General features: G+C 64.3%; 21 protein-coding genes and 1 other RNA gene. 19 read left to right on the plus strand and 3 right to left on the minus strand.

Annotated elements, in window-relative coordinates:
* Positions 1 to 26: 26 nt before the first annotated feature.
* Positions 27 to 656: a LysE family translocator gene (locus AC1RWL_RS10655; protein ID WP_493094799.1), complete on the minus strand. Its 630-nt coding sequence runs from the start codon at positions 654 to 656 to the stop codon at positions 27 to 29.
* Positions 657 to 726: 70 nt separating this feature from the next.
* Positions 727 to 1,941 carry a pyrophosphate--fructose-6-phosphate 1-phosphotransferase gene (locus tag AC1RWL_RS10660; RefSeq protein ID WP_493094798.1) on the minus strand — a complete coding sequence of 405 codons (1,215 nt, stop codon included), beginning with the start codon at positions 1,939 to 1,941 and terminating at the stop codon, positions 727 to 729.
* A gap of 253 nt (positions 1,942 to 2,194) precedes the next feature.
* Between AC1RWL_RS10660 and AC1RWL_RS10665 the strand changes: the two genes are divergently transcribed.
* The 19 genes from AC1RWL_RS10665 (at position 2,195) to aqpZ (AC1RWL_RS10755) (ending at position 22,386) form a co-directional block, all read left to right on the plus strand.
* Positions 2,195 to 2,935 (plus strand): molecular chaperone DjiA, encoded by a 741-nt coding sequence (locus tag AC1RWL_RS10665; protein WP_256117171.1) that lies wholly within the window; start codon positions 2,195 to 2,197, stop codon positions 2,933 to 2,935.
* The gene (locus AC1RWL_RS10670; RefSeq protein ID WP_493094797.1) at positions 2,932 to 3,696 is read left to right on the plus strand and encodes an N-acetylmuramoyl-L-alanine amidase; all 765 of its coding nucleotides are present in this window, start codon (positions 2,932 to 2,934) and stop codon (positions 3,694 to 3,696) included. Before AC1RWL_RS10665 ends, AC1RWL_RS10670 begins: the two co-directional genes overlap by 4 nt.
* 288 nt (positions 3,697 to 3,984) lie before the next feature.
* On the plus strand, positions 3,985 to 4,635 hold the full coding sequence (locus tag AC1RWL_RS10675; protein WP_493158342.1) for a lytic transglycosylase domain-containing protein: 651 nt from the start codon (positions 3,985 to 3,987) through the stop codon (positions 4,633 to 4,635).
* Positions 4,636 to 4,713: 78 nt separating this feature from the next.
* Positions 4,714 to 5,895 carry an FAD-dependent oxidoreductase gene (locus AC1RWL_RS10680; protein WP_493094796.1) on the plus strand — a complete coding sequence of 394 codons (1,182 nt, stop codon included), beginning with the start codon at positions 4,714 to 4,716 and terminating at the stop codon, positions 5,893 to 5,895.
* Between the two features lie 50 nt (positions 5,896 to 5,945).
* Positions 5,946 to 6,341, plus strand: an RNA gene (rnpB, locus tag AC1RWL_RS10685) — RNase P RNA component class A.
* A gap of 420 nt (positions 6,342 to 6,761) precedes the next feature.
* Positions 6,762 to 7,202, plus strand: coding sequence for a division/cell wall cluster transcriptional repressor MraZ (gene mraZ, locus AC1RWL_RS10690; protein WP_256117167.1), 441 nt, complete (start codon positions 6,762 to 6,764; stop codon positions 7,200 to 7,202).
* Between the two features lie 14 nt (positions 7,203 to 7,216).
* Complete coding sequence (rsmH, locus tag AC1RWL_RS10695; RefSeq protein ID WP_493094795.1) at positions 7,217 to 8,242, plus strand: 16S rRNA (cytosine(1402)-N(4))-methyltransferase RsmH; 1,026 nt, start codon at positions 7,217 to 7,219, stop codon at positions 8,240 to 8,242.
* Positions 8,243 to 8,245: 3 nt separating this feature from the next.
* A complete protein-coding gene (gene ftsL, locus AC1RWL_RS10700) occupies positions 8,246 to 8,641 on the plus strand; it encodes a cell division protein FtsL (RefSeq protein WP_256117165.1) in 396 nt (131 codons plus the stop codon).
* The gene (locus AC1RWL_RS10705; protein WP_256117164.1) at positions 8,641 to 10,392 is read left to right on the plus strand and encodes a peptidoglycan D,D-transpeptidase FtsI family protein; all 1,752 of its coding nucleotides are present in this window, start codon (positions 8,641 to 8,643) and stop codon (positions 10,390 to 10,392) included. Before ftsL ends, AC1RWL_RS10705 begins: the two co-directional genes overlap by 1 nt.
* A 65-nt stretch (positions 10,393 to 10,457) precedes the next feature.
* A complete protein-coding gene (locus tag AC1RWL_RS10710) occupies positions 10,458 to 11,909 on the plus strand; it encodes a UDP-N-acetylmuramoyl-L-alanyl-D-glutamate--2,6-diaminopimelate ligase (protein ID WP_493094794.1) in 1,452 nt (483 codons plus the stop codon).
* Complete coding sequence (locus AC1RWL_RS10715) at positions 11,906 to 13,339, plus strand: UDP-N-acetylmuramoylalanyl-D-glutamyl-2,6-diaminopimelate--D-alanyl-D-alanine ligase (protein WP_493094793.1); 1,434 nt, start codon at positions 11,906 to 11,908, stop codon at positions 13,337 to 13,339. Before AC1RWL_RS10710 ends, AC1RWL_RS10715 begins: the two co-directional genes overlap by 4 nt.
* 109 nt (positions 13,340 to 13,448) lie before the next feature.
* Positions 13,449 to 14,549 carry a phospho-N-acetylmuramoyl-pentapeptide-transferase gene (gene mraY, locus AC1RWL_RS10720; RefSeq protein ID WP_256117159.1) on the plus strand — a complete coding sequence of 367 codons (1,101 nt, stop codon included), beginning with the start codon at positions 13,449 to 13,451 and terminating at the stop codon, positions 14,547 to 14,549.
* 7 nt (positions 14,550 to 14,556) lie between these two features.
* Entirely contained in the window at positions 14,557 to 15,954 is a 1,398-nt protein-coding gene (murD, locus tag AC1RWL_RS10725; RefSeq protein ID WP_493094792.1) for a UDP-N-acetylmuramoyl-L-alanine--D-glutamate ligase, read from the plus strand.
* 69 nt (positions 15,955 to 16,023) lie between these two features.
* Positions 16,024 to 17,178, plus strand: coding sequence for a putative lipid II flippase FtsW (gene ftsW, locus AC1RWL_RS10730; protein ID WP_256117154.1), 1,155 nt, complete (start codon positions 16,024 to 16,026; stop codon positions 17,176 to 17,178).
* 9 nt (positions 17,179 to 17,187) lie between these two features.
* Positions 17,188 to 18,309, plus strand: coding sequence for an undecaprenyldiphospho-muramoylpentapeptide beta-N-acetylglucosaminyltransferase (gene murG / locus AC1RWL_RS10735; RefSeq protein WP_493094791.1), 1,122 nt, complete (start codon positions 17,188 to 17,190; stop codon positions 18,307 to 18,309).
* Positions 18,306 to 19,721, plus strand: a complete 1,416-nt coding sequence (murC, locus tag AC1RWL_RS10740) for a UDP-N-acetylmuramate--L-alanine ligase (RefSeq protein ID WP_435267956.1) — start codon at positions 18,306 to 18,308, stop codon at positions 19,719 to 19,721. Before murG ends, murC begins: the two co-directional genes overlap by 4 nt.
* Complete coding sequence (gene murB / locus AC1RWL_RS10745; protein WP_256117151.1) at positions 19,718 to 20,692, plus strand: UDP-N-acetylmuramate dehydrogenase; 975 nt, start codon at positions 19,718 to 19,720, stop codon at positions 20,690 to 20,692. Before murC ends, murB begins: the two co-directional genes overlap by 4 nt.
* A 151-nt stretch (positions 20,693 to 20,843) precedes the next feature.
* Positions 20,844 to 21,530 carry an aquaporin Z gene (gene aqpZ, locus AC1RWL_RS10750; RefSeq protein WP_493094790.1) on the plus strand — a complete coding sequence of 229 codons (687 nt, stop codon included), beginning with the start codon at positions 20,844 to 20,846 and terminating at the stop codon, positions 21,528 to 21,530.
* A gap of 169 nt (positions 21,531 to 21,699) precedes the next feature.
* Entirely contained in the window at positions 21,700 to 22,386 is a 687-nt protein-coding gene (gene aqpZ, locus AC1RWL_RS10755) for an aquaporin Z (protein ID WP_493094789.1), read from the plus strand.
* Between the two features lie 59 nt (positions 22,387 to 22,445).
* Here the strand turns inward: aqpZ (AC1RWL_RS10755) and AC1RWL_RS10760 are convergent, their stop codons facing one another.
* Positions 22,446 to 23,750 carry an MFS transporter gene (locus AC1RWL_RS10760; RefSeq protein WP_493094788.1) on the minus strand — a complete coding sequence of 435 codons (1,305 nt, stop codon included), beginning with the start codon at positions 23,748 to 23,750 and terminating at the stop codon, positions 22,446 to 22,448.
* Positions 23,751 to 23,969: the final 219 nt, after the last annotated feature.

Below are 23,969 nucleotides of genomic sequence, written 5' to 3' on the forward strand. Positions count from 1 at the left end.
CGGCAACCCGTAGGCTTACCGACGTCTCAGGTGGTCGCCCGCTTGAGGCCGGCGGTGAGCAATCCGGCGCCGATCAAGAGCGTGCCGCCGGTGCGGTTGACGACCTTCTGGACCGATGGTTTGCGGATGGTCTTGCGGGCGGCGGAGGCGAGCAGGGCGTAGGAAAAGGCGTTCAGCGTGGCGAGCACGAGGAAGGTGATTTCGAAGATCACCATCTGCGGCAGCACCGGCTGCGTAAGGTCGAGGAACTGCGGCAGGAAGGCCACGAAGAAGATGATGCTCTTGGGGTTCAGCGCCGTCACCACATAGGCATGGGCGAAGATGCGGAACGGCTTTTCCTCCGCCGGCGCCTCGCCTTCGGCACCGCTGGAGACGGGTGCCCGCCACAGCTTGATGCCGAGCCAGATGAGGTAGGCGGCGCCCACCCATTTCAACACGGTGAAGACGGCGGCGGAGGTCGCGAGCAGCGCGCCGAGGCCGAGCATGGAGGCGGTCATGGCGGTGAAATCGCCGAGTGCCACGCCCGCGACGGTGGCGCCCGCCGTGCGGCGGCCATGGCCGAGCGCATAGGAGATCACGAGGAGGATCGTCGGGCCTGGAATGGCCAGCATGACGGCGGAGGCTGCGGCGAAGGCCAGCCAATGTTCAAACGACATAAAAAACTCCCCGGATCGGTACCGATCCGGGGAGCAAGCCATCACGCACTTTCGGCGTCAAGAACAATCATCAGTCCGCCGGCTTCCACTTCTGACCGATGACATCCATGACGTCGCCGAACCATTTGGCCGAGGTGTCGAAGTGCTTGCCGCCCTTGATGCGCGGGAATTCGATGGTGCGGAGCTTCCCGCCCTGGCCTTCGTCATGGCCGGTGACGCCGGAGACCTTGTTCAGCGCGCTTTCGACGGCGAGGTCGGTCATGCTCTGGATCAGGCGCAGGTCGTCGCGGTTGGCTGGTGCCGAGCGGGCGTAGTAGCCGGACTTCTGCACCATGGAGCGTTCTGCGCCGAGAAGGGCCGCAAACTGCTTGGAGAACCAGTTGCCGACATTGATCGTGTCGATCTTCACATGGCCGAAGGCGTCGCGCTTGACGGTTTCACCGGCAGCTTCGCGCTCGGCGACGATGGCGTCGAGGCAGGCGCCTTCCGAAACGAAGAGCGTGACGAAGCCGGCGCGGTCCATGGTGGCCTTCAGGCGCTCGGCCTCGGCCTCCAGATTGAAGTCCAGCTCCGGCAGGTAGAGGCCGTCGATGTTCTTCAGCTGCTTGTTCATCATGAAGCCGTCGACATATTCGTTGGCGCCGGTCTTCTGGATATAGGCGCGCGCGGTGGCGGCGGTGAGCCAGCCGCAATGGCGGCCCATCACTTCATGCACGACGAGCGTCTTCGGGGCGGCACTCTGTTCGTTGCTGACATGGTCGAAGAAGCCGGCACCGACTTCGGCCGCCGTCCAGGCGCCGAGCGACTGCCGGATCGGCACGACGTCATTGTCGACGGTCTTCGGCAGGCCGACGACGGTGAGGTTGTAGCCGTTGGCGCCGAGATAGGCGGCAAGGTCGGCGGCCGTCGTGTTGGTGTCGTCGCCGCCGATCGTGTGCAGTATGGTGATGCCGTCCTTGGCGAGGCGTTCGGCGGCCACGCGCAACGGATTCTCGCCTTCCTTGACGAGGCCGCGCTTCACGCAGTCGGCGGCGTTGGTCAGCTTGACGCGGCTGTTGCCGATCGGCGAGCCGCCGTAGCGGTGCAAGAGCGGCGCCTTTTCGCGCATGTCCTTGGTGATTTCGATGCGGTCGCCAAGCAGCACGCCCTGGTAGCCCGAGCGATAGGCGACCAGCTCGATCTCCGGTGCGACGTCGCTGTAACGCTCGATGAGGCCTCCGACGGCGGACGACAGGCAGGGCGCGAGCCCGCCGGCGGTCAGCATTGCGACTTTCTGCTTGGCCATAATTCCTCCTCGGCTTCAGCACGTCTGGATGGGTGGGCGTTGTCTAGCGCAGAATCCCACTCAAGGGAAACGGCGCGGTGAACTTATCCGCACTCCATGACGGATTGTCTTTCGTGCTCCACAGGCGAAAATCCCGCAGCGCCGGATTTCCGATGCCTCCACTTCATGAGGGCCATCAAAATTTCGTCATCCGGACAAGAAATGCGGGTTCCGTGCCTTGCTTTCCCTGCAATTGTCTGATCAAGATCACCTTATGTTCCAGAATTCGCCCAGTTGCTTCATCAGTGCCGTATGGGATCGCCTCGTCGGCATGGTCTCGGATGCCGCCAGCAACGTGCTGTCCGGCGTGGTGGAAGCCGTGCGTACCCTCTTCGAGGGGGATCCGGAAACGCGCAAGCAGGTTGCCTTCTCCATCGCGATGATCGCGCTTTCCGCCAAGATGGCGAAGGCCGACGGCATCGTCACGACGGCAGAGGTGGATGCCTTCAAGGACATCTTCAAATATCCCGACAACCAGGCGGCCAATGTCGCCCGGCTCTATAACCTCGCGCGCCAGGATGTTGCCGGCTACGAGGCCTATGCGGAGAAGATGAAGGCGCTCTGCGTCTCCTGCGAGAAGAACTGCCCGATCCTGGAAGACATCGTCGACGGCCTGTTCCATATCGCCAAGGCCGATGGGCTGATCCACGAGAATGAGATGGCCTTCCTTGGCCGTGTCGCCGAAATCTTCGGCATGGCCGACGAGCGCTTCGAGCAGATCACGGCGCGCCACGTCCATGTCAGCGGCCGCGACCCCTACAAGGTGCTGGGCGTCAAGCCGAGCGACGATTTTGCCGAGATCCGCAAGCGCTACCGGGTGCTTGCCTCGGAGAACCATCCTGATAGGCTGGTGGCGCGTGGCGTGCCGGCCGAGTTCCATCAGATCGCGAACGACCGCATGGCCGCGCTCAACGCTGCCTATGAGGCGATCGAGAAGGAACGCTGCGCTGCATGAGCGCATTCACATGTGACTATTCCGGTGCGACCGCCGCGCCGTCGCCGAACTTTGGCGAACGGGCGGGCGGGCGCTCCCCGGACATCCTCCTCCTGCATTATACCGGCATGGCAACGGCAGACGGCGCGCTGAAGTGGCTTCGTGCGCCGGAAAGCCAGGTCTCCTGTCATTACTTCGTGCATGAGGACGGGCGCGTCGAGCAGCTCGTGCGCGAGGCGGACCGCGCCTGGCACGCGGGCAAGAGCATCTGGAAAGGCGAGGCCGACATCAATTCGGCCTCCATCGGCATCGAGATCGCCAATGCCGGCCATCCCGGCGGGCTGCCGGATTTCCCCGAAATGCAGGTGAAAGCGGTCGTCGAACTGTGTCTCGATTGTGGCAGAAGGTGGGAAATCGCTCCCGAGCGGGTGCTGGCACACAGCGATGTGGCCCCCATTCGCAAGGTTGATCCGGGTGAAAAATTCCCCTGGATGCGCCTCCATGCCGCCGGTGTCGGGCACTGGGTGACGCCGTCGCCGATCGCCGGCGGGCGCTTCTTCCAGCGCGGCGATTCGGGCCAGCCCGTCGAAGCCTTGCAGACGATGCTGTCGCTCTACGGCTATGGCACTGAAATCAATGGTTTTTATTCGGAAAAAACCGAAGGTGACGTCGCCGCTTTCCAGCGCCATTTCCGGCCGGAACGGGTCGATGGCATCGCCGATTTTTCGACCATCGACACGCTGCACAGGCTGCTTTCCGCCCTGCCGCGGCTGGCCGCCTGACAGCCTTTCCGAATATTCGAATATTACAGGCTGTAACAGAAGTTTACCGCTTCGCCACATCCTGACCCGATTGGCCATGTCTTTTCCGGCTGCGTTCAGTGCAGCGCAACATGCGGTCAGGGCCTGATCGCTATCAACGAGGATCGAGACGTTTGCGCGGTCTGTGCGGCTTGAGATGCCGCCGGCCAGGGCTCTGCCTTTGCGCCTTTTGGAGACGAAAACTAGATGAGAAGACTTCTTGCTGCCCTTAGCGCGGCCTGCTTTTGTGTGTCCGTTTTTTCCGCCGGAATGGCGCATGCCGAGGCCACCCATGGGCCGACGAAAAAACAATATCTCTTCCAGCCCTCCGCCAAGGAAGATGCGGGCAGCAAGGCGAAGCCCCAGAAGGTTTCCAGCAAGGCGAAATCCCAGAAAGTAGCCAGCAAGACGAAATCCCGCAAAGTGGTGAGCAAGCGCTCCAAGCGCACGACGGTCGTCGACAAGGACGGCGTGGTCGTCGGCAAGCTGAAGACCTTCAACAGCACGACCGGTTACCCCAAGGCCGAAAACCCGCTGACGGCGGACCTCAAGTCGGCGAGCTATTCCAGCCTGATCCAGACCTATGCGAAGACCTATGGCGTGCCGGTGGATCTCGCCCATGCTGTCGTTCGCGTCGAAAGCAATTTCAACCCGCGGGCGCGCGGCAGTGCCGGCGAAATCGGCCTCATGCAGATCAAGCCGGCGACGGCACGCGCCATGGGCTATAGCGGTGGCGCCAAGGGGCTCTACGATCCGGAAACCAACATCAAGTTCGGCATGAAGTATCTCGCCATGGCCCATGAGCTTGGCGGCGGCACGACCTGCGGCACGATTCTGAAATACAATGCCGGCCATGGCGCCAAGCGTATGAACCCGGTCTCCAAGCGCTATTGCGGCAAGGTCCAGAGCATCATCGACTAATGTCGACGAGCGAGGTTTCGCGGGCTGGAATCGGCCCGCGAGCATGCTATGCCGTGAGCATTCAGGTGAGGGTGCAGCATGGATCGGCATTTCGATTTCGTCGTCGTCGGCAGGGGCATGATGGGGGCTGCGGCAGCGCGGCACCTTTCCAGAACAGGTGCCTCCGTGGCGCTCGTCGGCCGGGGCGAGCCGACCGACTGGCAAAACCATGACGGCGTTTTCTCCAGCCATTACGACAGCGGCCGCATCACCCGCACGATCGACGAGGACCCGGACTGGGCGCTGCTCGCCAACCGCTCCATTGCGCGCTACCGCGAGATCGAGGCCGAGAGCGGCATCGCCTTCTACGGCGAGACCGGCTGCCTGATCAGCGGTCCGGCCGGCGGCGATTTCGTCAATTCGGTCGAGGTGGTGGCGAAGCGGCATGGGCTCGACGCACCCGTGCTCGACCGCGCGGAACTGCGGGCGCGTTTCCCCTGGTTCGACCTTCCGGAAACCTCGGCGGGCGTCTTCGAGGCGAAGGGGGCCGGTTACATCGACCCGCGCAAGTTTGTTGCCGCGCAGATCGTCTGCTTCGAGAAGGCGGGCGGCGTTTCCATCTTGGACGATGTGGTCTCAGTGACCGATGCGGGTGACTGGGCGACGGTCACGCTGAAGTCGGGCGAGGTCGTGACGGGCGGGCGCGCGCTGGTGGCGACCGGCGGTTTTTCGCGTGCACCGGGGCTGCTGCCGAAGGTGCCGGCGCTGACGATCAAGGCGCGCACCGTCGTGCTGGCGCAGCTTTCGCCGGAGCAGGCGGCGGCTTACAATGACATGCCGTCCTGGATCGACGAGAGCACCATCCCCTCGGAGCATTTCTACTTCCTGCCCCCGATCGTCTATCCGGACGGCCAGTCCTACCTGAAGATCGGTGGTGACCCCACGGACATCGAGATCGAGGAAGAACAGGCGATCCGCGACTGGTTCCGCGGCGAGGGTGGCTCCGAAGCGGCCGCCCATCTCAAGCGGCTGCTGGCCCGTTCCATTCCGGACCTCGATCCGGTGCGGCTGATTTCCGTTCCCTGCGTCACGACCTACACGGTGCATGGCTATCCCTATGCCGGCTTCGTCGGGGGCGAGCGCGTGGCGCTTCTGACGGGCGGCAACGGGGCGGCGGCGAAAAGCTCCGACGAGATCGGCCGCATCGGCGCGGATCTCGTGATTCGCGGCCGGATGGACGAGCCGGACTACAAGACGGATTTCGCCGTTCATTTCCGCTAAGTGCGGTTTCTCTCTGGTCTTTCCGTTCCGCATGGGCTAGTCAGCGCCTGCCAGTTGGCCGGGCAGCCGCGCCTTGCAAGTGCCGAAAGGCCGCAGGGTGAGGAAAGTCCGGGCTCCACGGAAACACGGTGCCGGATAACGTCCGGCGGGGGCGACCCCAGGGAAAGTGCCACAGAAAGCAAACCGCCTTCCTCGGAAGGTAAGGGTGAAAGGGTGGGGTAAGAGCCCACCGCGGTCCTGGCGACAGGGCTGGCAAGGCAAACCCCACCGGGAGCAAAACCGAATAGGGATGACGCGAAGCGCGCAAGCGTTTCAGCCCGTTTCCGGGCCGGTCATCCGGGTGGGTTGCAAGAGGCCGGGCGCAAGTCCGGTCCCAGATGAATGGCTGCCACGTTCCGGTTTCGGCCGGAGCCATACAGAACCCGGCTTACAGGCCAACTGGCAAAAAACCTCCTCCGGACGATGATTTTTTATGACGTGCTAATGCGCTGAAATCCTTGGGGTTCGCGCATGCCTTGCTGCGCGTTGAAACGCACGCGACCGGTGTTTCAGAATGTGTAAATACAAGGCCTTGGGCGGCGTTTTCTAACCATTTGTTAAACTTAACGCCTTATAAACGTTTGACGGTCCGATGACCGGGAAAGAGGTTCCTTCCCATTGACGCCCATATGGTCCCATGGTATCCCAAAATCACACTGCACGAGGACGCATGAGCGTCCGACCATCGCAAAGCTTTGAGGCTAACCGGCTGGGGACGGTGCGACGCGAATGCGTTGCATCTGGGCTGGTCCATGCGCGTGGTGTTGTGTTGGTTATGCCGGGGCGGATGCACAGCGTTCCGGTAGGGGAAGCGGCTGTAGCGTGTCATGAACCGATTCCTGTCGAATGCGACAAACAGGATCGATGCAAAGGGGAGGGTTTCCGTCCCCTCGGCATTCCGTTCCGTTCTGTCGCAGCGCGACATCCGGGAGCTGTACTGCTTTCAGGATTTCACCTTTCCGGCCATCAGCGTCGGTGGGCTGGATTTGCTCGATCGTTTGGAGCGCCAGATCGCCAGCGAGGATGTTTTTTCGCCGAAAGCCAATCGGATGTCGCTCCTCATTCACGGGGGCGGCGTCTTCATGAAGCTCGATTCGGAGGGGCGCCTGCCGGTCACGGATTTCATCCGGGACTATACGGGCATCACCACGGACGTGACCTTTGTCGGTCGGGCGGATCATTTTCAGCTCTGGGCACCGCAAGCATTCGAAGAGACGCAGGCGGCCGCCCGGGAAGAGTTCAGGTTGCGAGGTCTGGGCTCGGGGTAAGACGGAGAATCGGAATGACGGCGGATCTTGGCGGAGGTTTTACTGAAGCCGATGACGGACCGGTCCGTCACATTCCGGTTCTTCTCTCCGAGGTCATCGCGGCGCTCGCGCCCAAACCCGGCCAGGTCATTCTCGACGGCACGTTCGGTGCCGGCGGCTACACCTCCGCCATCCTGGCCGAAGGCGCAAACGTCATCGGGCTCGACCGCGATCCGAACGCGATTGCCGGCGGCCAGCCGCTGGTAGAAGCTTCGGGCGGACGGCTTTCCCTCATCCATTCCCGTTTTTCCGAGCTTGCAGACCATGCGCCCGCGGGCGGTCTCGACGGCGTCGTGCTCGATATCGGCGTCTCCTCCATGCAGATCGACGAGGCCGAACGCGGTTTCTCCTTCCAGAAGAACGGCCCGCTCGACATGCGCATGTCCGCATCGGGCGTTTCGGCGGCCGATGTCGTCAACCGGGCCAAGGTCTCCGACCTCATCCGCATCTTCGGTTTCCTCGGCGAGGAAAAGCAGGCGGGCCGCATCGCCCGCGCCATCGAGAAGGCACGCGAAAAAGAACCTTTCACCACGACGCGCCAGCTTGCGAACCTCATCGAGCTGACGACGCCGCGCAAGGCCAAGGACAAGATCCATCCGGCGACGCGCGTCTTCCAGGCGCTGCGCGTCTTCGTCAATGACGAGCTCGGCGAACTCGCCGAGGCGCTGTTTGCCGCCGAGCGTGCCTTGAAGCCGGGCGGACGCCTCGTCGTCGTCAGCTTCCACTCGCTGGAAGACCGGATCGTCAAGAAATTCTTCCAGGATCGCGCCGGAAAGGCTGCCGGATCCAGGCATTTGCCCGAAGTTCACGACAAAGCCGCAACCTTCGCACCAGTCGGGCGCCCTATGGTGGCGGCCAGCGACGAGGAGAGTGCGGTCAATCCGCGCGCAAGATCCGCGAAGCTTAGGGCAGGCGAGCGCACCAGCGCTCCTGCCGGGACGGATGATCTGTCCATTTTCAACCTGCCCAACCTTGCCAGCCTTGAGAAGATGGGAAGCTGAGTGATGTTCCGTACCCTTGATGTCGTGATGATCGCCGTCATGACCGCAGCAGCCACCGTCACCTACTCGATCAAGCACCAAGCCGAGAACAAGCTCGAGCAGGTGCGCAAGCTCGATGCCGAGATCAAGCTGGAAGAAGACACGATCGACCTGCTGAAGGCCGATTGGGCGCTGCTGACCCAGCCGAACCGCCTCAATCGCCTGGTGAAAGCCTACGAGACCGACCTGAAGCTCGTGCCGACCGAATCGACCCAGCTTGCGCAGCCGAGCGAGCTGCCCATGGCGACGGCCGAACTGCCGGCGCTGGAGCCGGAGAAGGATGAAAAGGTCGCTCAGGACGGCAAGAAGACCAAGAAGAAGACCACGGACGCAATCCAAACCGGATCGGTGGCCAACTGATGTCGTTTCTTTCCCGCATCATGGACGTCAAGAGCAAGGCGCATTTCAACGCCGGCGGCAACAACAACAATAGGACCGGCGGCAATGGCGGCCAGGCCTTCGAGGGCACGCGCAAGCGCACGGGCTCGCAGGCCCGCAGCCGCGTGGCGGTCATCATCTGCTGCTTCGGCATGGTCTATGCCGTGATCGGCGGGCGCCTGGTGCAATATGGCATGGCCTCGCCGGAGACCGTGTCCTCGATCGGCCCGGCCGACCACCTGATGGCCTCGCGCCCCGACATCGTCGACCGCAACGGCGAAATCCTCGCGACCGACATCCGCACCGTCTCGCTCTATGCCGAACCGCACAAGATCGTCGATGCGGACGAGGCGGTCGAAATGCTCGCCACCGTGCTGCCGGAACTCGACCGGCGCGGCATCTACCGCAAGCTCACCTCGAAATCCCGCTTCCAGTGGCTGAAGCGCCAGCTCACGCCCAAGCAGCAGAGCCGCATTCTTGCCCTCGGTATTCCCGGCGTCGGCTTCCGGCCGGAAAAGCGCCGATTCTATCCGGGCGGCGTCACCGCCTCGCACATTGTCGGCCACGTCAATATCGACAACCGCGGCATTGCCGGCATGGAGCGCTACATCGACAGCCAGGGTCTCGCCGACCTTGCCGCCATCGGCATGACGAGCGACGCCAAGCTGGAGCCGGTGCGGCTTTCGATCGACCTGCGCGTCCAGGCCATCGTGCGCGATGTGGTTGCGACGGGCATGGAGAAATACAAGGCGCTGGCTGCCGGCGCCGTCGTGATGGACGTGCATACCGGCGAGATCCTCGCCATGGCCTCCGTGCCGGATTACGACCCGAACAACCCGGCCGCGGGCGCCAAGGACGGCTGGATGAACCGCATGTCGAACGGCACGTTCGAGATGGGCTCGACCTTCAAGAGCTTCACCACCGCCATGGCGCTCGATTCGGGCAAGGTGAAGCTCACCGACAGTTTTGACGCGCGCGCGCCGATCCGCATCGGCGGCTTCACCATCAAGGACTTCCACGGAAAGCACCGTGTTTTGACCGTGCCGGAAATCTTCCAGTATTCCTCGAACATCGGCACGGCGAAGATGGCCGACGTCGTCGGCATCGCCGGGCACAAGGAATTCCTGACCCGCATGGGCTTGCTCACCAAGCTCGATACGGAACTGCCGGAGGTGAAGACGCCGTCGCAGCCGCGCGAATGGAAGAAGATCAACTCGATCACCATCTCCTTCGGCCACGGCGTCTCGACGACGCCGCTGCAGACGGCGGTGGCGGCGGCAGCGCTGATGAACGGCGGCCTGCTCATCAACCCGACCTTCCTGCCGCGCACCGCCGAAGAGGCGAACGAGGTGGCCAAGGTGGTCGTCAAGCCGGAAACCGGCGAGCAGATGCGCTACCTCTTCAAGCTCAACGCAAACGACGGTTCCGGCCGCCGTGCGCTCGTTCCGGGCTTCAATGTCGGCGGCAAGACGGGCACGGCCAACAAGGTCGTCGGCGGGCGGTATTCCAACACGCAGAACTTCAACGCCTTCCTCTCGGCCTTCCCGATCGACGACCCGAAATACGTGGTCCTGACCTTCATCGACGCGCCGCAGACGGGCGAGGGCGGGGGCCGCACCGCAGGCCTCAACGCCGCCCCGATGGTCGGCGAGATCATCCGCCGCTCGGCAGCCCTTCTCGGTGTAAAGCCGAAATTTGGTGAGGACGGGTCTGCCTTGCTTGTGTCTTATTGAATGGAGAAGACGGGACGCCGATTCGGAAGCGAAACGGCGGCCCATGGAAAGCAACAGAGCAGACAATGAAGATCAGTGACCTCGCCGGACCCGAAACCAACGACCTGGGCGCCGCCGCCGCGATAGACATCAGCGGCATAACCAGCGACAGCCGGAAGGTGAAGCCGGGCGACCTCTTCGTCGCCCTTTCGGGCACTAAGGCCGATGGCAGCACCTTCGTTGCCGATGCGGTTTCCCGGGGTGCCGCTGCCGTCGTGGTGTCCACAGGTGCGGCCGTCGAAGCCGCCGTTCCCGTCATTGCCGTTGCCGAGCCGCGCCGTTTCCTCGCGCTGGCCGCCGCCCGTTTCCATGGCCGCCAGCCGGAGACCATGGTCGCCGTCACCGGCACGGCGGGAAAGACCTCCGTCGCCTCTTTCACCCGCCAGATCTGGGCGCATGCCGGCCATGCGGCGGCGATGATCGGCACGACCGGCGTCGTGGCCCCCGGCCGCAACGATTACGGTTCTCTGACGACGCCTGATCCGGTGTCGCTGCATGAGCTGCTCGCCGAACTGGCCGATGCCGGCGTCACCCATGCCGCGATGGAAGCCTCAAGCCATGGCCTCGACCAGGCGCGCCTCGATGGCGTGAAGCTCGCCGCCGCCGCCTTCACCAATCTTGGCCGCGACCACATGGATTATCACCCGACGGTCGAGCACTACATGGCCTCGAAGATGCGGCTGTTCGATACGCTGCTGCCGAAGGGTTTTCCCGCCATCATCTATGCCGACGACGAGTGGTCGGGCGTTGCGACCGATGCCGCGCGCAAGGCCGGGCTCGACGTGCGCACGGTCGGCCGCAAGGGCGACTATCTGGCGCTGAAGCGCGTCGAGCATTTCCGCCACAAGCAGACCGCCGAAGTGCATGTCGGCGACGATATCTATGAAGTGCACATTCCGCTCGCCGGCGATTTCCAGGTGGCGAACGCATTGGTCGCGGCGGGCCTTGCCATGTCGACCGGCGTTCCCGCACCCGTCGCGATGGCAGCACTCGAAAAGCTCATCGGCGCCTCCGGCCGCCTCGAACTGGTCGGCCATGCGAAGAACGGCGCGCTCGCCTATGTCGACTACGCCCATAAGCCGGATGCGCTGGAAAACGTGCTGACCTCCGTGCGCCCCTTCACGACCGGCCGCGTCATCGTGGTCTTCGGCTGCGGTGGCGACCGCGACAAGGGCAAGCGGCCGATCATGGGCGAAATCGCCACGCGGCTGGCCGACGTGGTCATCGTCACCGACGACAATCCGCGCTCCGAAGTGCCGGCCACCATCCGCGCCGAGATCATGGACGCCGCCAAGGGCGCCACCGAGATCGGCGACCGGGCGGAGGCGATCCGCAGCGCCGTGCGCATGTTGCAGTCGGGCGATACGCTGATCGTCGCGGGCAAGGGGCATGAGGAGGGGCAGACCGTCGGCACTGTGACGCTGCCATTCTCCGACCATGCCGAATTGCGCAAGGCCTTGGAGGAGCTCGACCGGTGAAATGGCTCTGGACCAGCGCTGATCTCGTCGCGGCCATGCATGGCCGTCCCATCGGCAACCTGCCGCAGGGCGTGACCGGCATTTCCATCGACAGCCGCGCGATCGGGGCCGGCGAAGCCTTCTTCGCCATCAAGGGCGACCGCGTCGACGGCCATGATTTCGCAAGTTTCGCCGTCGCCAATGGCGCGGCCCTGCTCGTCGTCAGCGAGGGCAAGCTGCCGGCGCTCGGCCGGCTCGTGACGCCGATGATCGTGGTGCCGGACGTTCTCCAGGCACTGGTCGATCTCGGCTGCGCTGCGCGCGATCGCACCGCGGCCCGGATCATCGCCGTTACCGGTTCCGTCGGCAAGACGACCAGCAAGGAGATGCTGCGCCAGGCGCTGTCGCCGTCCGGCAGCGTGCATGCCTCCGTTGCCTCCTTCAACAATCACTGGGGCGTGCCGCTGACGCTCGCCCGCATGCCGGAAACCACGGATTTCGGCATTTTCGAAATCGGCATGAACCATGCCGACGAGATCCGCCCGCTGGTCGCCATGGTGCGCCCGCATGTGGCGATGATCACCACGATCGCGCCGGCCCATCTCGGCAATTTCCGCGACCTCGAAGAGATCGCTGCCGCCAAGGCCGAAATCTTCGAAGGCGTCGTGCCGGGCGGCCATGCCATCCTCAACCGCGACAACGAGCAGTTCGCCTTCCTTGAAAAGGCGGCGAAGGCCGCCAGCGTTTCGCATATCCACAGTTTCGGCGCCGATCCAAAGGCGGAATTCCGCCTGCTCGATTTCATGCCGAGCGCCGAGGGCGGCCTGCTTCGCGCGGCCATCGGCGGGCAGACGTTGGAAGTGCCGATGGGCGCACCCGGCCGGCACATCGCCGAAAATGCCGTGGCCGTGCTCGGCGCCGTGCACCTCACCGGCGGCGATATCGAGAAGGCGATGGCGGGCCTTGCCACCATGCAGGCCGAAAAGGGTCGCGGGCGCCGTTACCAGCTTGCCAAAGATGGCGGCTGGTTCACGCTGATCGACGAAAGCTACAATGCAAACCCCGCTTCGATGCGCGCCGCAATCGCGCTCTTGCGCGATGCGGAGCCGCATGAGGGCGGGCGACGTATCGCCGTGCTCGGCGACATGCTGGAAATGGGCGAGCACTCGCCCTCCGTCCATGCCGGCCTTGCCGAACCGCTGGCCGAAGCCGGCATCGGCGATGTCTGGCTCGCAGGTCCCGACATGGCGGCGCTGAGGGATGCGCTGCCGGAGGGCGTGCAGAGGGACTATCGCGACACCGCCGACGACCTCGCCGCCTTCGCGCTTGGCGCAGTGCGGGCGGGTGACGTTCTGGTCGTCAAATCGTCGAAGGGCACGGGATTCAGCCGCATCGTGGCGGCCCTGCTTGACAAATATCCGGCGTTCTCCGAGAGGGGACGCGAGAGTTGAGGGGGTTCGGCCGGGCAGACGTCCGCCGGACCTCGCTTTTTATGTGATTTTCCCATCTCGGCCGGTCACGCCGGGATGATTCGGGGAACCTTTTGGGGAAAGGGTGACAATGCTGCTTTGGCTCGTCGAGCTGGCTGACACCGTTCAGGTGTTCAACCTGTTCCGCTACATTACCTTCCGGACGGGCGCTGCGCTGTTCACCTCGGCCACCATCGTCTTCCTGTTCGGGCCGATGATCATCGCCTCGCTGCGCATCCGCCAGGGCAAGGGCCAGCCGATCCGCGCCGACGGGCCGCAGACCCACTTCAAGAAGGCCGGCACCCCCACCATGGGCGGCCTGATGATCCTCGCCGGCATCGTCGGCAGCGCGCTGCTCTGGGCGGATCTCTCCAACGTCTATGTGGTCGCCACGCTGCTCGTGACGCTCGGCTTCGGCGCCATCGGCTTCTACGACGACTACCTGAAGGTCACCAAGCAGACCGACAAGGGCTTTTCCGGCAAGGCGCGCCTCGCCCTGGAGTTCATCATCGCGGGTGCCGCCACCTATTTCATGATGCGGGCCTCGCTCGCGACAGGCCCCGCCGGCTCGACCTTCGGCTCCTCGATCGCCTTCCCCTTCGCCAAGGATTTCATGGTCAATCTTGGCATCTTCTTCGTGCTGTTCGGCGGCTTCGTCATCGTCGCTGCCGGCAATGCGGTGAACCTGACGGACGGCCTCGACGGCCTCGCCACGGTTCCGGTGATGATCTCGGCCGCTTCCTTCGGCGTCATTGCCTATCTCGCCGGCAACGCGGTGTTCGCGAACTACCTGCAGATCCATTTCGTGCCCGGCACGGGGGAACTTGCCGTCGTGCTCGGCGCGGTCATCGGCGCGGGCCTCGGCTTCCTGTGGTTCAACGCGCCGCCCGCCGCCATCTTCATGGGCGATACCGGGTCGCTGGCGCTTGGCGGCCTCATCGGCACCGTGGCGGTTGCCACCAAGCACGAGATCGTCATGGCGATCATCGGCGGCCTCTTCGTCATGGAGACGCTGTCGGTCATCATCCAGGTCGCCTCGTTCAAGCTCACGGGAAAGCGCGTCTTCCTCATGGCACCGATCCACCACCATTTCGAGAAGAAGGGCTGGACGGAAAGCCAGGTCGTCGTGCGCTTCTGGATCATCGCCGTGGTGCTCGGCCTGGTCGGCCTCTCCACGCTCAAGCTGCGGTGAGGCTTCGATGATCCCGGTCACCACCTTCAAGGGCAAGGCGGTCGCGCTTTTCGGGCTCGGCGGCTCCGGCCTTGCGACGGCGCTGGCGCTCGCCGCCGGCGGCGCGGATGTCACCGCCTGGGACGACAGCGCGGCGAGCGTCGAGAATGCCGCCGCTGCCGGCGTGAAGACCGGTGACCTGCGCAATCTCGACTGGACCACCATCTCCGCACTGGTGCTCTCGCCCGGCGTGCCGCTGACCCATCCCAAGCCCCACTGGAGCGCCGATCTCGCGCGCGCCACCGGCGTGGAAGTGATCGGCGACATCGAGCTTTTCGTGCGCGAGCGCCGGGCGCATGCGCCGGATTGCCCCTTCATCGCTATTACCGGCACGAACGGCAAGTCGACCACCACGGCGCTGATCGCTCATATCCTGAAATCGAGCGGCCGCGACACGCAGCTCGGCGGCAATATCGGCACGGCCGTGCTGACGCTCGATCCGCCGAAGGCCGGCCGTTTCTATGTGGTCGAGTGCTCGTCCTACCAGATCGACCTCGCGCCGACGCTGAACCCGTCCGCCGGCATCCTGCTCAACGTAACGCCCGATCATCTCGATCGCCACGGCTCGATCGAGCACTATGCCGACGTCAAGGAACGTCTCGTCGCCGGCAGCAAGACCGCGATTATCGGCGTCGACGACAGCTATTGCGAACGCATCGCCGACCGCGTCGAGCGGGCCGGCACCAAGGTCGTGCGCATTTCCAAGCGCAGCGTGCTCGCCGATGGCATCTATGCCGATGGCGCTCGTCTGGTCCTCGCCCGCGGCGGCGCGACGCATGAAGTCGCCGATCTCTCGCCGATCCAGACGCTGCGCGGCGCCCACAATGCCCAGAACGCCGCCGCTGCCGTCGGCGCCTGCCTTGCGGTCGGTGTCAGCGAGGATGAGATCCGCGCCGGCCTTGCCTCGTTCCCGGGGCTGAAGCACCGCATGCAGCCCGTCGGGCGCAAGGGCGACACGCTGTTCGTGAACGACTCCAAGGCGACCAATGCCGATGCCGCGGCCCCGGCACTGTCGAGCTTCGAGCGCATCTACTGGATTGCCGGTGGTGTCCCGAAAGAGGGCGGCATTTCCACGCTCGGCGACTTCTTCCCGAAGATCGCTAAGGCCTATCTGATCGGCGAGGCGGCGCCCGCCTTTGCGGCGACGCTCGGCGAGGCGGTGCCGTTCGAGATATCCGGTACGCTGGAGCGGGCGGTCGAGGGCGCGGCGGCGGATGCCGGGCGGGATGGGAGCGGCCCCGTCGTCGTTCTTCTATCCCCGGCTTGCGCAAGCTTCGACCAGTACAAGAACTTTGAAGTCAGAGGCGATGCCTTCGTGAAACATGTCGCGGCGCTCCCCGGTGTGTCCATGCTTATTGAAGTTTGAACGGAAGCAATTCCCGTAAACGTGTGCGGCGGCGGCGTTTGGAATTGTTTTGCAACAGAGGAAAGAGACATGGTTAGTCGTGCCGAACGTGGTGCATTGGCGGACTGGTTCTGGACGATTGACCGGTTCTTCCTCGCGGCCTTCATCCTTTTGATGGGCCTCGGCTTCATGCTGTCCTTTGCGGCAAGCCCGCCGGTGGCCGAGCGTCTCGGGCTCGACAGCTTCCACTTCGTCAAGCGCCATGCGGTGTTCCTGCTGCCGGCGATCGCCGTGATGTTCGGCATCTCCTTCATGTCGCCGCGCCAGGTGCGGCGCGCGGCGATGATCCTCCTCGTCATTTCGCTTGCGGCCATGGTGCTCGCGCTGTTCTTCGGCGTCGAGGTCAAGGGTTCGCGGCGCTGGATTTCCATCGGCAGCTTCTCCATCCAGCCTTCGGAGTTCATGAAGCCGGCCTTCGTCGTCATCTGCGCCTGGCTGTTTGCCGAACATGCCCGCCAGCCGGAAATCCCCGGCAATCTCTTCGCCATCATTCTCTTCGGCATCGTCGCGGCCCTGCTCGTCGCGCAGCCGGACCTTGGCCAGACCATCCTGACGGCGGCCGTCTGGGGCGGCATGTTCTTCATGGCCGGCATGCCCTGGCTGTGGATCATCGTGCTCGGCGGGGCGGCCGTCGGCGGGCTTCTGACGGCCTATACGTTCCTGCCGCACGTCGCGGGCCGTATCGACAAGTTCATGACCGGCGAGGGCGACACGTTCCAGATGGATACGGCACGCGAAGCCATCATTCGCGGTGACTGGTTCGGCCAGGGGCCGGGCGAGGGCACCGTCAAGCGCATCATCCCGGACAGCCACACCGACTTCATCTTCTCCGTTGCGGCCGAAGAGTTCGGCATCCTCTTCTGCATGGTCATCGTGCTGATCTTCGCCTTCGTGGTGATGCGCGGCCTCAACCATGCCTTCAAGGAACGCAACGATTTCACGCGCTTTGCCGTCGCCGGTCTCGTCTTGCAGATGGGCACGCAGTCGATGATCAATATCGGCGTGAACCTCGAACTGCTGCCGGCCAAGGGCATGACGCTGCCGCTGATTTCCTATGGCGGCTCGTCGATGATCGCGATCTGCGTGACGGCCGGCTTCATCCTGGCGCTGACCCGCCACCGCCCGGAAAAGCGCGCCTCCGAGCGCAGCCTCTTCCGCGGTGGCATCGTGGCGCCGGCCGAATAAGGGTTTTGCATGGACAAAGGCATCGTTCTTCTCGCCGCGGGTGGCACCGGCGGTCATCTCTTTCCCGCAGAGGCGCTGGCGCATGAGCTGAAGGCCGGCGGCTGGTCGGTGCATCTCGTGACCGACAGCCGCGCGGAGCGCTTTGCGGGGAAGTTCCCGGCGGATGCGATCCATGTCGTGCCCTCCGCGACGATCGGCTCGAAGAACCCGATCAGCGTCGCCCGCTCGCTCTTCACGCTGTGGAAGGGCATGCGCGCCGCGCGAAAACTGATGGCGCGGTTGAGGCCGAAGGTCGTCGTGGGTTTCGGCGGCTATCCCACCGTGCCGCCGCTGCTTGCTGCGACCGGCATGGGCATCCCCTCGATGATCCACGAGCAGAACGCCGTGATGGGCCGCGCCAACAAGGCGCTCGCCAATCGCGTCAAGGCGATTGCCGGTGGGTTCCTGCCGGAGACCGGCGGTCAATATGCCGACAAGACGGTGACGACGGGCAACCCGGTCCGCCCCGCCGTGCTTGAAGCCGCGGCCATTCCCTACGAGCCCTCGACGGACGGCGAATTCCGTCTCGTCGTCTTCGGCGGCAGCCAGGGCGCGCAGTTCTTCTCCAAGGCCATCCCCTCGGCGATTGCCGCCATGGAACCCACCGACCGTGCCCGGCTGAGAATCACCCAGCAGGCGCGGACGGAAGACCGCGACGAGGTCGTGCGCACCTATGCCGAGCTCGGCATTCCGGCGGACGTTTCGCCCTTCTTCAACGACATGGCGGCGCGCATCGGGCGGGCGCATCTCATCATCAGCCGCTCGGGCGCCTCGACGGTTTCGGAAGTCTCGGTCATCGGCCGCCCGGCCGTGCTCGTGCCCTATCCCTATGCATTGGATCATGACCAGGCGGCGAATGCGGCGGCCCTTGCTTCGGGTGGTGGTGCGAAGGTCATTGCGCAGGCGGAGCTTTCCACGGAGCGGCTTGCCAGCATCGTTACCAAGGCGATGCATGACCCGGCCCGCATGACGGCCATGGCCGAGAGCGCCAGAAAGGCCGGAAAACCGGACGCCGCGCGCTTGCTCGCATCGATGGTTGAGGCTATTGCGGGCGGCAGGACGATCGCACAATTCAAGGGAGAACGGCCATGAAGATGCCGCAGAGCATAGGGCTCGTTCATTTCATCGGCATTGGCGGCATCGGCATGAGCGGCATTGCCGAGGTGCTGCACAATCTCGGCCACAAGGTTCAGGGCTCCGACCAGGCGGAGAGCGCCAACGTGCAGCGCCTGCGCGAAAAGGGCATCGAGGTCTTCGTCGGCCACAAGCCGGAAAATCTCGGCGAAGCCGAAGTGGTCGTCGTCTCGACCGCCATTCGCAAGAACAATCCGGAACTCGTCGCGGCGCGCGAAAAGCTGCTGCCGGTCGTGCGCCGTGCCGAAATGCTCGCCGAGCTGATGCGCTTCCGCAATGCCATCGCCATCGGCGGCACGCATGGCAAGACGACGACGACCTCGATGGTCGCGACGCTGCTCGAAGCCGGCGGGCTCGACCCGACGGTCATCAATGGCGGCATCATTAATGCCTATGGCACCAACGCCCGGATGGGCGAGGGCGAGTGGATGGTCGTCGAGGCCGACGAATCGGACGGCACCTTCCTGAAGCTGCCCGCCGACATCGCCGTCGTCACCAATATCGACCCGGAACATCTCGACCACTACGGCAATTTCGATGCCGTGCGCGCGGCCTTCCGCCAGTTCGTCGAGAACGTGCCGTTCTACGGTTTCGGCGTCATGTGCCTCGACCATCCGGAAGTGCAGGCGATGGTCAGCCGCATCGAGGACCGCAAGGTCATCACCTATGGCGAGAACCCGCAGGCGGACGTGCGCTTCGGCAATATCCGCATGGACGGCGCGACCTCGGTCTTCGACGTGGAAATCCGCCGCCGCCGCACGGGGCAGGTGATTTCGCTGAAGGATCTGCGCCTGCCGATGCCGGGCCGCCACAACGTTTCCAACGCCACGGCCGCGATTGCCGTCGCCCAGCGCCTCGGCATGTCGCCGGAGGCGATCGCCAAGGGGCTGGCAAGTTTCGGCGGCGTCAAGCGTCGCTTCACACTGACCGGCAACTGGAACGGCGTCAGCGTCTATGACGATTACGGCCACCATCCGGTCGAGATCAAGGCCGTGCTGCGCGCCGCGCGCGAGGCCTGTGCCGGCCGCATCATCGCGATCCATCAGCCACACCGCTACAGCCGCGTGGCGAGCCTGTTCGAGGAATTCGCCGGCTGCTTCAACGATGCCGACACCGTGATGATCGCGCCGGTCTATGCGGCGGGCGAGGATCCGATCGAGGGCGTGAGCGCGGAAGAGCTGGTTTCGCGCATCAAATCCGGCGGCCACCGCGATGCCCGCTTCCTGCAATCACCGGAAGCATTGGCGCCGATCGTCGCCACCATTGCAAAGCCGGGCGACTTTGTGGTTCTCTTGGGGGCTGGCAGCATTACATATTGGGCGCAGGCGCTGCCGAAGGAACTGGCAGACATTTCGGGACAGGTGGCATGAAGCAGGTGGATGGTGCAAAACTACTGGCGTCGCTGGGCGAGGGGATCGGGCAAGTCCGCGGCCGCCTGACGCCGGATGCACCGATGGACCGCGTGACCTGGTTCCGCGCCGGCGGTCTCGCCGAGCTGATGTTCCATCCGCATGATGTCGACGATCTCGTCACCTTCCTGAAGATCGTGCCGGAAGAAGTTCCGCTCACCGTCATCGGCGTCGGCTCGAACCTGCTGGTGCGCGACGGCGGCATTCCGGGCATCGTCATCCGGCTTTCGGCCAAGGGTTTCGGCGATGTGGAGCTTGCGGGCGAAAACCGCATCAAGGCAGGCTGCATCTGCCCGGACAAGAACCTGGCCGCCATGGCGCTCGACCACGGCCTTGCCGGCTTCGAGTTCTATTACGGCATTCCCGGCGCCATCGGCGGCGCGCTGCGCATGAACGCGGGCGCCAATGGCGGCGAGACGAAGGATGTCGTCGTCGAGGTGCACGCCGTCGACCGCAAGGGCAACCAGCATGTGCTGAGCAATGCGGATATGGGCTATACCTACCGCCATTCCGCAGCCTCCCCCGACCTGATCTTCACGCACGCCGTCTTCCAGGGCGAGGCGGGTGACAAGACCGAGATCCGCGCCAAGATGGATGCGGTGCGCCAGCACCGCGAGACGGTGCAGCCGATCCGTGAAAAGACCGGTGGCTCGACCTTCAAGAACCCGGAAGGCCATTCCGCCTGGAAGCTGATCGACGAGGCCGGCTGCCGCGGCATGATGATCGGCGGCGCGCAGATGTCGCCGATGCATTGCAACTTCATGATCAATACCGGGCAGGCGACGGGCTACGAGCTCGAATATCTCGGCGAGACCGTGCGCAGCCGCGTGCAGGAGCATTCCGGCATCCTGCTGCAATGGGAAATCAAGCGCCTCGGCAGGTTCATGCCGGGCTATGAGGTAAAGGAATTCCTGGGCCGCGCAACGGCCTGATACGTCGTACCCTTGCTGGGGAGTTCGCGGGCGTTTTTTTGACGTCGCGCCACTCCCTCTCCCCCATCAGGCAAGTGTCTCAAAAACTGTGTGAGGTCGCGCATCCGTTGCGCGACGCGCCCTGCATGTGCGGGGTGGATGGGGGCATTTCTTGTTCAAAAAACTCTCCGCCGAGTTCATCGGCACGTTCTGGCTGATCTTTTGCGGCTGCGGCAGCGGCGTGCTGGCTGCCGCGGTTCCGGAGGTCGGCACTGGCCTGCTCGGCGTTTCGCTTGCCGCCGGCCTTGCGCTGATGGCGATGATCTATGCGATCGGCGGCGTTTCCGGCGGGCATATGAACCCGGCCGTTTCCGTGGGCCTGGCGGTCGCCGGCAAGTTTCCTGCCCGCCACATCCTGCCCTATATCCTGGCGCAGGTCGCGGGGGCGACTGCGGCGGCGGCCGTGCTCTACCTCGTCGCGTCCGGCAAGGCGAGCTTCCAGCCGGGCGGTTTCGCCTCGAACGGCTATGGCGATCTCTCGCCGGGCGGTTATTCGCTGGTGGCGGGCTTCGTCGCCGAAGTGGTGCTGATGGCGCTCTTCCTCTTCATCATCCTCGGCTCGACCCATCGCCGTGCGCCGACGGACATTGCGCCCGTCGTCATCGGTCTAAGTTTGACGGTGATCATCCTCGTCTCGATCCCGATCACCAACACCTCGCTGAACCCGGCCCGCTCGACGGGCGTCGCGTTCTTCGCCGAAACGGCGGCGCTGTCGCAGCTTTGGCTGTTCTGGCTCGCCCCAATGCTCGGCGCCGTCATCGGCGCGGTGGTCTGGAAGGTGGTTGGCGAGGACGGTTGAGCGCAAGTGAGAAACGACCGCATGACGGGAATTGTATGATTATTAGAAATCGTGCAGATTTCCATTTTCATTCAGCTTCCGTTCAGGGAAGTTTAGCGACACCTATTCCAATCGCGCGTTGGTTGCGCGATTGGCGCTGCTCCAGCGGCGCTCGGAATAGGGGGCTTTCATGTTTAAAAAACTTTCTGCCGAATTTCTCGGCACGTTCTGGCTCGTCTTCGGCGGCTGCGGCAGTGCCGTTCTCGCCGCCGCGTTCCCGGGCCTCGGTATCGGCTATGTCGGCGTCTCCTTCGCCTTCGGCCTGACCGTTCTCACCATGGCCTATACGGTCGGCGGCATTTCCGGCGGGCACTTCAACCCGGCGGTTTCCGTGGGCCTGACGGTCGCCGGCAAATTCCCGGCCGCAAGCCTCGTGCCCTATATCGTGGCGCAGGTCGTCGGCGCGGTCGTCGCCGCCGGCGTGCTTTACCTCATCGCCTCCGGCAAGACCGATTTCCAGGCGGGCGGTTTTGCTTCGAACGGGTACGGCGAGCTTTCGCCGGGCGGTTATTCGCTGACGGCGGCGCTCGTTGCCGAAGTGGTGCTGACGGCGTTCTTCCTCATCATCATCCTCGGCTCGACGCATGGCCGCGCGCCGGTGGGCTTCGCGCCGATCGCCATCGGCCTCGGCCTGACGCTGATCCATCTCGTGTCGATCCCGGTGACGAACACCTCGGTCAACCCGGCGCGTTCCACGGGCGTGGCGCTCTTCGCCGAGACGGGGGCATTGTCGCAGCTGTGGCTGTTCTGGCTCGCGCCGATCGTCGGCGCGGTGATCGGCGCGGTCGCCTGGAAGATCGTCGGCGAAGACGACTGATCGCAGGGCAAAAAAAGACCCGCCGCGGTGCCGCGGCGGGTTTTTCGATTGTCGCAGGCTCAGACCTCTTCCTTGCCCGAAAGCAGGATGCAGGCGAGCGTGATGAGTGCCGCGATGCCGAGGTAATAGCCGACATAGGTCATGCCGTAATTCGCCTGCAGCCACGTCGCGATGTAAGGCGCGAGCGACGCACCGAAGATGCCGGCGAAGTTGAAGGTGATCGAGGAGCCGGTGTAGCGCACCTTCGTGGGGAAGGGTGCGGCAAGCGCGGTGCCGATCAGGCCGTAGGTCATGCCCATCAGCGCCATGGCGAGAATCACGAAGACGAAGATCGCCGTTTCACCGCTCGTCATCAGGCCGGGCAGGAAGAACGAGAAGATGCCGATCAGGACCGTCGTGGCGATCAGCACTTCGCGGCGGCCGAACCGTTCCGCAAGCTTGCCGGCGATGGGGATGAAGATGCCGAAGAGCACCGAGCCGACGAGCTGGATTTCCAGTGCCTCGACGAAGGGGATGCCGAGCACCTTGATGTTGTAGGACAGAAGGTAGGCCGAGCCGATATAGAACAGCACGAAGGTCGCCAGCGCCACGAAGGTGCCGAGCACGAGGCTGCGCTTGTGGTTGCGGAAGAGCTCCACGACCGGCACTTCGACGCGCTCCTGCTTCTCGATGGCCTTCTGGAAGGCCGGCGTCTCGGTGATCGACAGGCGCACCCAGAGGCCGACGGCGATCAGCACGATCGAGGCGATGAAGGGCACGCGCCAGCCCCAGGCGAGCAGCGATTCCTGCGACATGACATGCAGCAGCAGCCAGAAGACGCCGGAGGAGAGGAACAGGCCGACCGGCGCGCCGAGCTGCGGGAACATGCCGTACCAGCTGCGCTTGCCCGGAGGGGCGTTTTCGGTTGCGAGCAGCACAGCGCCGCCCCATTCGCCGCCAAGCCCGAAGCCCTGGCCGAAGCGGCAGAGTGCCAGCAGCAGCGGCGCCAGAACGCCGATCGTCTCGTAGGACGGCAGCAGGCCGATGATGACGGTCGAGACGCCCATGGTCAGAAGCGCCGCGACAAGCGTCGTCTTGCGGCCAACGCGGTCGCCGTAATGCCCGAAGACGATGGCGCCGAGCGGGCGGGCGAAGAAGGCGATGGAGAAGGTCGCGAAGGACGCGAGAAGTGCGGTCGTCGGATCGCTGTTCGGGAAGAACAGCGTCGGGAAGACCAGCACGGCGGCCGTGGCGTAGACGTAGAAATCGAAGAATTCGATGGTCGTTCCGACCAGGCTTGCAAAGAGAACACGCGCCGGGGAGTTAAGCCCAGCGCGGTTGGCATGCGTCGCGGTCGGCGACCCGGATGCGAGTGAATCGCTCATCGTGGGTGCCTTTTTGATTGTTTTTCCTTGCCGTCTTGGGAGGCAGCAGGGGGCTCATACGCCAACCGACTGGTCGATGAAACAATAAATGTGCCCGAAAGAGCGGAAAATCGTACTTTTCGTGCGTCCGCCCACCCGCCTTATTTACCAAGGCTTCGCGGCCGCGTTTACCGGCCGCTCTCGCGTCCCGGTTTCGGCCATCCTCTTGCACACTTCGCA

It is taken from the genome of Shinella sp. GW821-FHT10F02 (assembly GCF_058809275.1).